Below are 12,869 nucleotides of genomic sequence, written 5' to 3'. Positions count from 1 at the left end.
GGGGGTGCGCTGGCGCCTTCCGGCCTGCCGATAAGGGTGTGTACGGTCTTGGGGGGGACGGGCCGGGCCCGTCCCCCCTTCTCCGTTCCTCACGCCCTCACTCCCGGACCGTCACTCCCGGACCGTCACTTCTCCGCGGTGGCCAGGGCGTGTTCGAGGACGACGAGGAGCGCGTCCCGCACCGATCCGCGCTCACGTGCGTCGAAGACGGTGAGCGGCACGTGCTCGCCGACGTCGAGCGCCCACCGTACGTCGTTCAGGTCGTGCTCGACCTTGCCGTCGAAGGCGTTGACCGCCACCGCGAAGGGGATCTCGCGGTGCTCGAAGTAGTCGACGGCCGCGTAGCAGTCGTCGAGCCGGCGGGTGTCGACGATGACGAGACCGCCGAGGGCACCCTCGACCAGGTCGTCCCACATGAACCCGAAGCGTTCCTGGCCTGGTGTGCCGAACAGGTAGAGCTTCAGGGTCGGATCCAGCGTGACGCACCCGAAGTCCATGGCGACGGTGGTCGTCATCTTCTCGGGGGTGTGGGAGAGGTCGTCGATGCCGGCGGCGACCGAGGTGATGGACGCCTCGGTGGTGAGCGGCTCTATTTCGGAGATGGCGCCCACCGTGGTGGTCTTGCCGACGCCGAAGCCGCCCGCGATGACCATCTTGACCGGCATCGGCGGCCGGGACGCCTCGTTGTCAGCGCTCACGGATCGCGCCCCGGGAGTCGGGGATACCTCGGAGACCATCGATAACCCTTCGCAATACGGTGGCGTCGCGGGCGGATTCGGCCTGCGGTGCGTACAAGGCCAGTTGACCGTCGGCGCGCAGATCGTCGGCGAGCACCCTGATCACATTCAAATGCATTCGCAGCTTCGCCGCGATCTCCGCCAGTGACTGCGGCTGGCGGCAGATCGTGATGATGTCGCGGTGCTGGTCGAAGACGAAGGCCTCCAGCGTGGCCAGACCGAGTTCGGTCGCGACGACCTGCGTCTCGATCGGGATCGGCGGCACCAGGCTGTCACCTCCGGCGATCCGTCCCGCGGTCAGCAGGAATGGCCGGACGACCGACGCGGGGGGTTCCACACCCCACGCGCCGTCGTCGGCGGCTGATGGCTCGCCGGCCGTCATCACGTCCTCACCCTTCACCTCGCGGGTCGTCGCGGCCTTCGCGACGCCCCCGCCGACCGTCAACGGGTCGGCGCGATCCCCACGGTGTTCTTGAGCTCCATGACCAGCTGCGGACTCAGTGCGGCGCCTGCGCGGTTGGCGAAGAGGGTCATCTCGTACGCGATGTTCCCGAGCTTCGCCTCCTTCGAGGCGACCACGCCGAGCACCGCGCCCGCGCCCAGTGCGGACACCAGGACGTGGCCCTCCTCCAGGTCGATGATGACCTTGTTGAGGCCGCCGAGGCCGTAGTTGCCCGACGCGCCCATGGCGAGGCTGGTGATCCCGGAGACGATGGCCGCGAGCCGCTCCGAGTCGGCTTTGCCGCGCAGTTGGGACACCGCGATCAGCAGACCGTCGGAGGACACGCCGATCACGTCGACGACCCCGGCTGTCTCGGTGGCGAAACGATTGAGCAGCCAATTGAAGTCGGCAGCGGCGGTCTTCACGTCCGTCGCCGGTTCCACGGCCGCGGACTCGGGTCCGCCTGTCCACATGGTCACTTGCTCGTGCCTTCCGGGAATGAGGGTCTGTTGTTCTCTGTGCTGTGTTCGGTCGAGGTGACTGGCCGGCCCCCTGAACGGGCCGGCCCGCCGCCGCTCCCCCGGTACCCGGCAGCGCTCTCACGCTCGGCCCGCAGGACGGCTTCCTCGAACTCGTCGATCTCGGAGCGCGCCGCCTCCGCGTCGGCGGTCTGCCAAGCGGGGGGACGCGGGTTGGGGGTGGTGACGGCTTCCCTGGGCAGCCGGGTCGAGGCGGTGGTGGCCTGCAGGGTCGCGCCGCGCACGCGGCGCCGCAGTGGACTGGCACCGCCCTCGGCCGGTCCCGCCGCGCCGCTGCCGGACGCCGCCGGGACCGGGCCCGAGCCGCGTCCCGGACTCCCGCCACGGGGTGGTTGTCCGAGGCCGTCCTCCGTGGCGCGAGGCGCCTGTCCGAGGCCGCCGCCCACGGTACGGGGTGGCAGTCCGAGCCCGCCGACGGCGCCGGTGCCGCGCTGCCGTACGGGACCGGCGGCACCGCTCCCCGCTGCGCCGTGTCCCCCTGCCTCGCGGACCCCGGGTCCCGGGCGGGCCGGTGCTTCGGCTGCCGTGGCGCGACCCGGCCTGGGCCGCGCCGCCCCGGGACCGCCGTAGCCCACGCCGCCCTCGGAGGCCGGTTCCTGACGGCCCGCGTGGCCCGCGGACGCCGTGCCGCCGCGGGCGGGAATCCTGCGGGGCAGGGCCGAGGGGCCCGGCTCCGGGTCGACGGCCGCGGGGCGCGGTTCGGCGAGGCCCGAACGGCGGGGCGGAGGCAGGATGTGCGGGGCCCTGGCCGCGGCTCCGGTGGGGTCGGCGAGCAGCAGGTGGGACCCGGGCACCGCGACCGTCGCCGTGACACCGCCGCCCGGCGTGCGGGTCAGGACGACCTCGATGCCCCAGCGCCGGGAGAGACCGCCGACCACGAACAGGCCGAGGACCTCGGTCGGGGCCAGGTCCAGCCGTTCGCGGCGGATCAGGCGGGCGTTCTCCTCCTCCAGCCGCTCGGCGCTCATCCCCAGCCCGTGGTCGATGATCTCGATCAGGGCGCCGCCGCCGGCGCCGTGCCGGGGTCTCAGGACCACCTCGACGCTGCTGGACGCGGGGGAGAACGTCACCGCGTTCTCCAGGAGTTCGGCGAGCATCAGCGTCAGGTCGCCGACGATGTCGGGGGCGACGGTGACGTCGCCCTCGGCGTGCGGCGTGACACGCTGGTAGCCCTCGATCTGGCCGAGCGCGGCGCGGACGATGTTGCTGAGCCGCATGGGACCGGAGTTGAGGCCCGTCTCGCGGATCCCGGCGAGCAGCATCAGGCTGTCGGCGTTGCGCTGGAGACGTACGGCGATGTGGTCGATGCGGTAGAGCCGGTCCAGTACCTCGGGGTCGGTCTCACCGCGTTCCACGGAGTCGATCAGGGCGAGTTGCCGTGCGGTCAGGTTGCTGACGCGGTGGCCGACGTTGCCGAACATCTCGGCGATGTTGCGGCGGCTGACGACCTGGCGCTCCAGCAGGGCACTCGCGGTGACCTGCACCTGGTTGAAGGCTTCGGCGAGTTCGCCGATCTCGTCGCGGACCGGCACGGGAACGGCTTCGAGCCGCGGCGGGCCCGTGTCCTCGGCGTCGTCGTCCGCGACCCTGGCGAGTTCCGTCTCGGCGGCGGCTGCCACGTGCTGGGCCGCCTGGGTGAGACTGCGCACGGTCCGCACCACGGAGCGGCGCACCAGCACCGAGAACAGGATCCAGGCCGCGAAGGCGGCGAGGTTCGCGGCCACCAGCCAGAGCACCTGCCACCAGGCGTCGTCGGACGCCGACTGGGTGTCGGCGGCGATGTCGTTGATGAGCGACTCGGTGATCTTCAGCCGGTTCTGGGCCTGGCGCTCGTACGTCGGGTCGGCGGTCAGCGCGCCCTGGAGCGCGGTGCGCAACTGCGCCGGGCTCTCGGCGACCAGACCGCCGGGGTCGACCTGGAGCGCCGCGTAGTGCTGGGCGATGACGCTCTGGTAGGCGCTGTGCTCGATCGCGGCGAGTGCGGCGCCCTGCTCCTGGCTCGCCAACCGGGTGAAGCGATCGGCCTGGTAGGTGTACTGCTCGTAGTCGCCGACGGCTCCGGTGTACTCGATGAGCGCGTTGGCGTCGCGGGTGCGGGCCGCGAAGACGCTGGTCTCGAAGGACGCGTGGGCGGTGTCGGCACGCAGCAGCGCGTCGAGCAGATTGCCCGCGGACTCCGAGGACTCACCGCCCGACTGGCCCAGTCCGAGCCCGTTGATGAGGCCTTCGATCACCGATCCGTACGCCGGGTCGATGTTGTCGGCGGGGATGGGGCCCTGCTCGATGGTCTTGCGGAGGCTGTCGAGGCCCTCCAGCTCCTTGAGCGCCTGGGCCTCGGCCTCGGGCAGCCGGTCGCCGTAGGTGGCCCGCACGGCCTCGGCCTGGGCGGTGACCTTCTGCTGCGCCTGGAGGAAGGCGGAGGTGTCGGACGCCTTGTCGCCGGGGCGGGCGGCCTCGTGACGCAGGGAGACCAGGAGCGCCTGCCGGTGCTCGGTCTGCACTCCGTCGATGAGTTGGGTGACCTGCGCGCTGTCCCGTACGAGACGGGCGGTCGCGGCCGCGGAACGGGCCGAGTCCATCTCGGAGTAGACGATGTACGCGATCATCGCGGAAACAACGGCCAACGGAACAATGACCAGGACGTTGAGTTTCCGTCGGAAAGGCCAACGGTCGAGGAGGGAAGGCGTCCGGCTTATTCGGGGAGCCGTGGTCTGCGGCCCCCGGGCGGCTTTCCTGTGCGCGGGCACCAAACCTCCTTGACTTCATTCCCAATTGGAAGCCCGCGGCCCGAGCTGCGTGAACGGGTCGCGTCAGTACGCTCGGACCGAGCAAGTGGAACCATGTCCCCCGACTCGGCCAACATTAGCGGTTGCCGCAAGAGTACGGCCATGATCAACCAAAAAGTGACACGGCGAAACGTCTGATTCGATGCCCTTTCAAGCGAGTTGCGCACACGCGGTGAAGCCGCCTGGTCTCCATCGGTGATCTATTCGTGTCTTGACGGTGCGTTACTGCGCTCGATTGGATCGACTACACGCCATGCCTTCCGACCGTCGAACCCCCATGCACAAGTCTGGATGACCCACGTGACCCACGCCAGAAGCACCCGAACGACCGCAACGTATGCTGTGTCCCTGCTGGTTGTGGCCGCGGCCGCGCTCACGGGCTGCGGTTCCTCCGACAACAACTCCGACGGCAAGGACCCGCTGAAGGGTGACACCGCCAAGGGCGGTACGGTCGTGGTCGGTTCCAACAACTTCCCCGAGAGCATCCTGATCGCCGACATCTACGGCGAAGCCCTGAAGGCCAAGGGCATCAAGGTCAGTTACAAGCTCAACATCGGCAGCCGGGAGACGACCTACGGTCTGATCAAGAACGGCACGATCACCGTTCTGCCCGAGTACAACGGCGCTCTGCTGGCCTACCTGAACGCCAAGGCGGCCCCGACGACGGTCGAGGACACCTCCAAGGCCATCACCGCCGGTCTCGACGCGAAGCTGACCCTGCTGGAGCCCTCCGAGGCCCAGGACAAGGACGCGGTCGCGGTGAACGAGGCCACCGCCAAGAAGTACAGCCTCACCGAGAAGTCGACCATCGCCGACCTCGCCGACGCGGCGAAGGACATGGTCATCGGCGGTTCCCCGGAGTTCCAGACCCGCAAGCAGGGACTGGTCGGCCTGAAGTCCGAATACGGCCTCAATTTCAAGTCGTTCAAGGCCCTGGACGCGGGTGGCCCGCTGACCGTCGCGGCTCTGAAGGGCGACAACATCCAGGCCGCGGACATCTTCTCGACCGACCCCGGAATCGCCAAGAACAAGTTCGTCGTTCTCCAGGACTCGAAGAATCTCTTCGGTTTCGAGAACGTCACTCCGCTCGCCTACAAGAGCGGTCTCACCTCCGAGGGTGTCTCCGCCCTCAACGCCGTGTCGGCGAAGCTCGACACCGACGCCCTCGTGGACCTCAACGCCCAGGTGCAGAACGACAACAAGGACCCGCTGGACGTGGCCAAGAAGTGGCTGTCGTCCGCCGGTCTGTCCTGACGGACGCGCGCCGGCCGGAGCGGTGTTCCGCTCCGGCCCGCTGTCCGGCACCTCGGGGGTGGGGGCGCCCGGGGCCGTGTGGGTGAGGAGACCGTCCGACATGCTCGAGCGCACCGCCGAAACGTCCCCCGACGATCCGCGCACCGCCGGCCCGCGCGTGGCCGCCGTGCCCGCCGGGGTGGCACTGACGGGCCACGGTCTCGACGCACGCGCGGTCGCCCGGATCGCCGGCGGAGCCCCGCCCGCCACCGTGCGTCCCGGCGCGCTGGAGGGGATGGAGCGTTCACACCGGGCCGCCCAGGCGCTGGCGGCGGAAGGCACCCGGGCCTACGGACGCACCACCGGTGTCGGAGCCCACCGCGGCGTCGCCGTCGAGGAACGCGACGGCGACGGCCATGACCTGCGCCTGCTGCTCAGCCACGCGGGCGGCATCGGGGGGCGGCTGCCGGTGCGGCAGGTCCGCGCGATGATGGCGGTCCGGGCCAACCAACTGCTCGCCGGGGGCTCGGGGTTGCGCCCCGCGATCGCCACGGCCGTGCTGGACGCCCTGCGGGCGGGTGTGCATCCACCGGTCAGCGAGTACGGGGCGGTGGGCACCGGGGATCTGACGGCGCTGGCCGAACTCGGACTGGCGTTGTTCGGACACGGGCCGTGGGAGCACGACCGGGCGGACGACGGTGCACCGCTCCCCGAGCCGCTGCGGATCGAACGCGGCGACGCCCTCGCCCTGTTGAGCAGCAACGCCCTCACCCTGGGGCAGTCCGCGCTCGCCTGTCACGACCTCGGGGCGTCGCTGCGCGCCGCGCACGTGGTGGCGGCCCTGTCCCTGTGCGCGATAGACGCGTCCCTCGAGGCGTACGCGCCCGAGGTCCACCGCGCGCACCCGCATCCGCCCACGCGGCGCGCCGCCGCGCGCGTACGACGGCTGCTCGGTGCGTCGCGGACGCCGTGGCCACCGTCCCCGCGCGTCCAGGATCCCTTCGGCTTCCGCTGCTTCCCGCAGGTACACGGCCCGGCGACGGAGGCGTGGAGCACCCTGGACGAGGTGCTCGCCATCGACCTCAACTCCGCCGTGGAGAACCCCCTGATCGGCTGGGACGGGGTCGCCGGCGCCCCGAGCGCCCATCATCACGGCGGTTTCTTCGCCACCCCGCTCACCCTGGCGCTCGACGGGGTGTGCCTGGCCGTCCTGGGCACGGCCAGGCTCTCCGCCGCACGGCTCTCCGGGCTCGGTCGCCCCGAACTGACCGGACTGCGTTCCTACTTGGCCGACGAGGCGTCCGCGGGGTCGGGGATGATGATCCTCGAGTACAGCGCGGCGGCCGCGGTCGCCGAGGTCCAGACATGCGCCGCGCCTGCCGCTCTCGGGCACGTGGTGCTGTCGCAGGGGACGGAGGAGGCGGCGAGCTTCGCCACCCAGGCGGCCCGCAAGACGCTCCGCATCACCGACGCGTACCGGCTGGTCCTGGGCTGCGAACTGGTGGCCGCGGTACGGGCCTTGCGCCAACGCGGTACGGTTCCCGACCCGCTGACCGCCGCGGGGCGGGCCTACGCGCGGGCCGCGGCAGTACTGAATCCGGCGATGGAGGACCGCTCCCTGACCAGCGACGTGGCGAGGGCCGCGGCGCTGCTCGCGGAGTTCGCCGAGTTCGCCGAGTTCGCGGAGGCGGAAGGACACACCGCCGACACGCCGGCCTCCGCATCGCCGTAGCGGTTTCCGGAGCGTGATCGCCCCGACCTGCCCAGCGGCCTCCCGGGCGGCCGGTGAACTTCGGCGCCCGGCGACGTTCCCCGCCTGCCGATACCGACCGGTACTGAAGCTCTGGCGGCGGCGACGGCCCCGACTGCCCATCCCGACGGCGTGGACGTCGTACCGTCGAGCGGTCGCCCCACCGCGGTCACCGCAGTTACCGCAGTCACCACAGTCACCACAGTCACCACAGTCACCGAGGAGAACGTTCCATGAACGCGTTGCCCGCCGTCGTCGGCCGGGACGAATTCGATGCGCTTGTCGTCAGGACGGACTATCACGACGACGTGTCCTGGCAGGCCGTGACGGCTGCCCTGGCGGAGCCCTGGGGCGACGAGGGCGACGGGCAGTACGCGGCGGGCCTCCATGTCGTGGACGACCCTGCCTGGGCGGAGGCCGGTGCCGACGACGTGGCCGCCGCGGTCCGCGCCGACGAGAACCTGTCGGTCGTCTTCCTGGCCGACGGGACCACCATGCGGGCCGCGCACCACGCGCTGCTGGCGGTCACCACGCTGACGCGGGAGGAGTGCGAGGACGACGAGGACCACCGACGGCTCACCGAGTTCGGGCGCTCCTTCCGCACCGTCCCCGCGGGCATCCGCGACATCCACGCGAACCTGAGCATCGGCAACCTCGGATTCGAGGAGTACGCCGCGATGGCGCACGACGAACCCGAGGGGATCTACCGGATCTCCTGAACGGCCGCCGACCCACCGGGTCCTGGGGTCCGGTGACTCACAGCCGGTCGGACACGAACCCGTCGACGGCGGCGGTGAGTTCCGCCGGCTTCTCCACGGGCAGTTCATGGCCGGCGTCCAGGATCCGCACCACCGCGTCGGGGTAGGCCTTCGCCATGCGGAGCATCTGTGCGACGGGCAGCTGGATGTCGTAGTAGCCGTGGACCAGGAGGGTCGGGGTGCGGATCTCGCCGAGCCGGTCGAGGACGTCGAAGGACCGCATGGCGCCGTACAGCGTCATGACCACCTCGCGCGGGGTGTCCGCCGAGGTGCGGACGTACTCCCGGATCTCCTCGCGCGGATAGCCCGGGGCGAAGGCGCGCTGGATGTTGGTGGCCACGAACAGCTTGAACGGCACCAGCGTCGACGCCGCCATGAGCAGGCCCCGCCCCTTGCTGTACGTCATCCTGCTGATCGAGCTGACCAGGACCATGCGTTCGACCCGCTCGGGGTGGGCGAGGGCGATGGTCTGGGAGATCATCCCGCCCATGGAGTGACCGACCAGGACGAAGCGCTCGATCTTCAGGTGGTCGAGGACGGCGAGGACGTCCGTCGCCAGCTCCGCGATCGTACGCACCCCCGCCCCGCCGCTCTCGCCGTGCCCGCGCAGGTCCAGCCGGACCACTCGCCGGTTCTCGGCGAAGTGCGCCACCTGGTGGTCCCAGCGGCGCCGGTTGGCCGTCCAGCCGTGCAGGAACACCAGGGGGACGCCGCCGCCGTCGCGGGGGCCCTCGTCGTCGTACGTCAGCGCGGCGCCGTCGACATCGAGCTGCGGCATGGGGCCTCCTGGGTGCGGTCCGGTTACTGACCGGTACGGTATCCGGCCGCACGGGTCGCCGTCACCGTCGTTCGCCGAGGAATTCGAGGATGTGCCCGAACACGTCGAGGGCCGCGCCCCGGCCCAGGAACGTGTCCAGGTGGCCGTAGCCGGGAATCTCGGCGTACGAGACGTCCAGCTGGGGCTGCCGGTGCGCCAGTACCTCGTGGCAGAGCCGCTGCGAGTCCAGCCACAGTCCGTTCTCGCTGCCCGCGAGCAGCAGTACCGGGGTGTCGATGCGGGCCGCCGCGTCCAGCGCGTTGGGCGGCAGCGCCCGGTAACGGTGGTCGGTGTCGTGCCAGCGCACGACGGTGCGGGCCAGTTCGATGCGGCGCAGGTGCGGCAGGATCCACAGGGGCGCGGGCCCGAGGAGTTCGGCGAGCCGGTCGTGGGTCGCGTCGGACAGGTTCTCGTGCACGAAGAGCGAGGCACCCGAGCCCCAGGCCGAGTTGTGGAGGATCTGGCAGGTCGGGTCCGGGCAGGCCGCCCCGCGTGAGGCGAGGGCGAACAGCGGCGTGTACCTCGACCGCAGGCCCACCTTGCGGAAGTCGACCGGGATGTGGTCGATCCGGTTGCGCAGCAGTTCGCCCGCCACCGTCATCCGCAGCGAGGTGCGCCCCGCGAGCTTCGGCGTCAGGAAAACACCCTGGGAGACCACGCCCGCGAGGCCGGGCACCAGTCCCGCCGCCATGCTCAGCGACAGGGTGAGGGAGCCGACGCAGTGGGCGACCACGAACAGGGGCCTGTCTCCGACGCGTTCACGGACGCGGCTGACGGCTTCGGGGATGTCGTACAGGGCGACGTCGTCGTACGTGTACCTCCGGCCGGTCTCGTTGTACGGGAACCGGCGGCTGCCCCGCCAGTCGAGCAGCCAGGGCTCGTAGCCGTCGTCGAGCAGGACGTCGACGAGGTTGCGGGTCTCGGGGAGCAGGAACATGTCGGCGGACGCGGTGTGTCCGTGCAGGAGCAGCACGGCGGGCCGATCCCGCTCGCCGGTGTCGACGCGCGTGAGCGCGAGGCGTACGCCGTCCCGGGTGCTGAAGGGGATCTCCTCGACCCGGGCCGGGTCGAGACGGTGACGGAGGGGGTGCGGGGCCGTGGCCGTCCGGACCTTGCGGAGGGGCTGCCGGGTGCGGGAGGCGGCGGTTCTGAGGATCATCGGTGGCGCTCCGAGGGGGTCTGGGTGCGGCGCAGGTCGAGGAGGTCCGCGGCGGCACGGGCGAAGGGGCCGAGCAGCCCGCGGCCCATCTCCAGGCCGAACCAGGCGAGCCAGGTCAGCTTGGCGGCCCGCTGTTCCCGGGCGGTCAGGCGCGGATCGACCTTGATGCCGTCGATCTGGTCGCGCACATAGCTGTCCGCGGGCACGACCAACTCGCCAGTGAGCACGGCGGGTTCGCCCTCACGGCCGATGTCGACGCGCAGTGCGCGGGTCTGCCGCCACACGTCACGGCGGGCGCGGGCATGCTTGTGGCCCTCCAGCCACCAGCGGCCGCCGTCGGCGTCACGCAACAGCAGCCGGTAGCGCAGGAGCCGATGGTGCTGTCCGTGCTCCCGCGGAATGCCCTCCTCGGGGCGGACCCAGACGTCCCCGCGCACCACCACCAGCGGTTCGGGATGCACGGCGGAGCACACCAGCTCGCCGTCGGCGTCCACCCGCCGCTCCCCCGCCAGTTGGTACATGCTCGCGATGGAGAGGGTCAGCGCCATCGAGCAGGGGGTGTCGGCGGCGGTGCCGACGGGCCCCACGAAGCCCTCGGTCGTCTCGGAGAACCACAGATAGGGCTGGTCGTCCTTGTGCGGGAGCCTGGCCAGGCCGTCCTCGGCGAGACGCTCGAACGTCTTCAGCTGCGCCCTCGAGTCGTAGCGGGCCGGGGGCCGAAGGCCGAGCGCCTCGACGAGCGCGGCGGTGCGTTCTCCGGTGGCCGCGGGCCCCTTCAGGGTGGCCTCGCACAGCCTGAGGGCGGTGGGGCTGCGCAACACCCGGGTCAGGAAGCCCAGTTCGGGCACCGGGTCGGCCTCGAGGCGGGCCAGAGTGTCCGCGCGCCACTCGTCCCAGTCCTGTACGCGCACGTGCATGCCGCCGAACGCCATGTCCCGTACGACGTCGTCGAGGGTGTTGGGCACGCCGGTCAGGTTGTAGTCGTGGCCCCAGGCGTCCGGTTCGCAGACGACGGCGGCCGCGACCCGGCTCACCCAGTCCACCGGGGCCGAGTTCAGGTACCGGAAGGCGGGAACGGTGCGGAAACGGGCGAAGGCCGAGATGAGTCCGCTGCTCAGGTCCTGTGGGTTGTAGGCACCGGTTCTCGTGTGACCCCCAATGCCTCCGGGACGCATCGCGGTGACGACCAGACCGTGGTCGCGCGCCCTGCGCAGCGCGACCTCGGCGGCCCACTTCGTCTGGTCGTAACCCGCCACGAGGCGGTCGGCGTGGGCGAGTTGGTCGTCCTCCCCCACGGAGGCGATACCGACCTCGTTGAAGACCGCGATGGAGGAGATGTGGTGCAGCGGCTTCGGTGGGCCGGTCGCCGCGAGTTCGGCCAGGGTCAGCGCGCCGATGACGTTGCTCTGCCGCAGCGACTGGTAGCCGCGCAGGAAGTCCACGGCCGCCGCCACCCCGACCACGCTGTCCAGCTCGTGGGCGAGCGTGTTCCAGAGGTCGTCCGACAGGCCGAGGCGCGGGCGGCGGATGTCGCCGGGGAGCACCGTCACCCGGCGGCGGATCTCCGAGGACCAGGGCAGCCGGTGGGTCCTCAACGCGGCGCCGAGGCGCGCCGAGGCCGCCTCCTCGTCGGCGGCGCGGACGAGACAGTACACGTGGGCGTCGCTGTGTCTGAGCAGGTCGAGGAGCAGGTGGCCGCCGAGGAAGCCGGTGGCGCCGGTGAGCAGGATCCGGTGGGGCGGCAGCGGCTCGGGCGAGCTCGTCCAGGGCAGCCGGTCGGCGAGCGAAAGGTCGGCCAGGATCTGCTCCAGGTCTTCGGGACGGGCCGAAGGGTCCGAGGAAGGCGAGGAGTACGCGGACGGCGCGGGGAACCGAGAGAGCGGGGTGTCACCCACGGCCGTCCAGGGGTCGGCCGTCGTCCCGGGGTCGGCCGTCGTCCCGGGCGGTTGGGTACGGGGGGCCGTCCCGGGCGCAGTCGTGCGCGCTGTCGGGACCGGCGGGGCAGAACTCCACTCGGTTCCGGGGGTTTCCGACGCGCCCGGAACGGCGGGGGCCGCGGCGGTACCGGCGGTCGCCAGCAGGCGGCGGGCGAGGCTGCGCGGCCGGGCGTCGGCGAACACCTCGTCGAGGTCCAACTCGACGCCCAGTGAGTCCTCCAGGGCCGCGACGAGTTCCACGGCACCGACGGAGGTTCCCCCGGCGTCGAAGAAGTCGCTGTCGGGGGACAGACGTCCTCCGGGTACGAAGGGACCGGCCGCCTCGGCGATCGCGGAAGCCAGGCCGTCCACGTCGAGTGCGGTGGAGGTCGGAGCGGAACCGCGCGAGACGCCCGCGTCGTGCTCGCCCTGGGTACCGGGACCGGAGGGGGAGACGCCCTCGCCCTCACCCGTGACGCTCGTTGTCGGATCCACCTCGCCCGCGCCCGGTCCCGTGCCGCTCACGGCCGGCTCGGGTCCGGCGGCGAGACCCGCCCTGGACAGCAGGGCCGCCACGCTCAGCCCCAAGCCGCCACGCTCGATCGCCTCGCCGGCCGCACGCCGTCCGGCGTACGACGACGTGTCCTCGTTGTTCACTTCACGCATGAGAGCCCTTCCGCCCTGTGCCCTGCTCTTTTCCCGCACCGCTGTCACGGACGGGCCACGTGCCGC

At 71.5% G+C, this 12,869-nt stretch carries 10 protein-coding genes; 3 read left to right on the top strand and 7 right to left on the bottom strand.

The features are described from left to right. Positions 1-125: 125 nt before the first annotated feature. Genes ACFVTC_RS02170 through ACFVTC_RS02155 form a run of 4 tightly spaced genes read right to left on the bottom strand, consistent with a single transcriptional unit; the run spans position 126 to position 4,342 of the window. Complete coding sequence (locus tag ACFVTC_RS02170) at positions 126-737, bottom strand: ATP/GTP-binding protein (RefSeq protein ID WP_390122996.1); 612 nt, start codon at positions 735-737, stop codon at positions 126-128. After that, entirely contained in the window at positions 688-1,119 is a 432-nt protein-coding gene (locus ACFVTC_RS02165) for a DUF742 domain-containing protein (RefSeq protein WP_390123742.1), read from the bottom strand. The genes ACFVTC_RS02170 and ACFVTC_RS02165 overlap by 50 nt, the downstream gene beginning before the upstream one ends. A gap of 59 nt (positions 1,120-1,178) precedes the next feature. After that, a complete protein-coding gene (locus ACFVTC_RS02160) occupies positions 1,179-1,652 on the bottom strand; it encodes a roadblock/LC7 domain-containing protein (protein ID WP_148012874.1) in 474 nt (157 codons plus the stop codon). A gap of 2 nt (positions 1,653-1,654) precedes the next feature. Then, positions 1,655-4,342, bottom strand: a complete 2,688-nt coding sequence (locus tag ACFVTC_RS02155; RefSeq protein ID WP_390122994.1) for an ATP-binding protein — start codon at positions 4,340-4,342, stop codon at positions 1,655-1,657. A gap of 453 nt (positions 4,343-4,795) precedes the next feature. Here ACFVTC_RS02155 and ACFVTC_RS02150 point away from each other — a divergent pair, with 453 nt between their 5' ends. The 3 genes from ACFVTC_RS02150 to ACFVTC_RS02140 all read left to right on the top strand — a co-directional run bounded on the left by ACFVTC_RS02150 (position 4,796) and on the right by ACFVTC_RS02140 (position 8,206). Next, entirely contained in the window at positions 4,796-5,758 is a 963-nt protein-coding gene (locus tag ACFVTC_RS02150; protein WP_390122991.1) for an ABC transporter substrate-binding protein, read from the top strand. Between the two features lie 100 nt (positions 5,759-5,858). Continuing rightward, a complete protein-coding gene (locus ACFVTC_RS02145; protein ID WP_390122989.1) occupies positions 5,859-7,469 on the top strand; it encodes an aromatic amino acid ammonia-lyase in 1,611 nt (536 codons plus the stop codon). Between the two features lie 251 nt (positions 7,470-7,720). Beyond that, positions 7,721-8,206: a DUF6924 domain-containing protein gene (locus ACFVTC_RS02140; RefSeq protein ID WP_390122987.1), complete on the top strand. Its 486-nt coding sequence runs from the start codon at positions 7,721-7,723 to the stop codon at positions 8,204-8,206. A gap of 37 nt (positions 8,207-8,243) precedes the next feature. Here the strand turns inward: ACFVTC_RS02140 and ACFVTC_RS02135 are convergent, their stop codons facing one another. From ACFVTC_RS02135 to ACFVTC_RS02125, 3 genes are all read right to left on the bottom strand, one after another. Next, positions 8,244-9,023 carry an alpha/beta fold hydrolase gene (locus ACFVTC_RS02135; protein ID WP_390122985.1) on the bottom strand — a complete coding sequence of 260 codons (780 nt, stop codon included), beginning with the start codon at positions 9,021-9,023 and terminating at the stop codon, positions 8,244-8,246. A 61-nt stretch (positions 9,024-9,084) separates the two neighbouring features. Continuing rightward, the gene (locus ACFVTC_RS02130; RefSeq protein WP_390122983.1) at positions 9,085-10,221 is read right to left on the bottom strand and encodes an alpha/beta hydrolase; all 1,137 of its coding nucleotides are present in this window, start codon (positions 10,219-10,221) and stop codon (positions 9,085-9,087) included. After that, entirely contained in the window at positions 10,218-12,803 is a 2,586-nt protein-coding gene (locus tag ACFVTC_RS02125) for a thioester reductase domain-containing protein (RefSeq protein ID WP_390122981.1), read from the bottom strand. The genes ACFVTC_RS02130 and ACFVTC_RS02125 overlap by 4 nt, the downstream gene beginning before the upstream one ends. Positions 12,804-12,869: the final 66 nt, after the last annotated feature.

This window comes from Streptomyces sp. NPDC057950, assembly GCF_042887295.1.
Lineage (GTDB): Bacteria > Actinomycetota > Actinomycetes > Streptomycetales > Streptomycetaceae > Streptomyces > Streptomyces kaempferi.
Note: the sequence above shows the minus strand (reverse complement) of the source record. Positions and strands in the feature narration are given on the sequence as shown.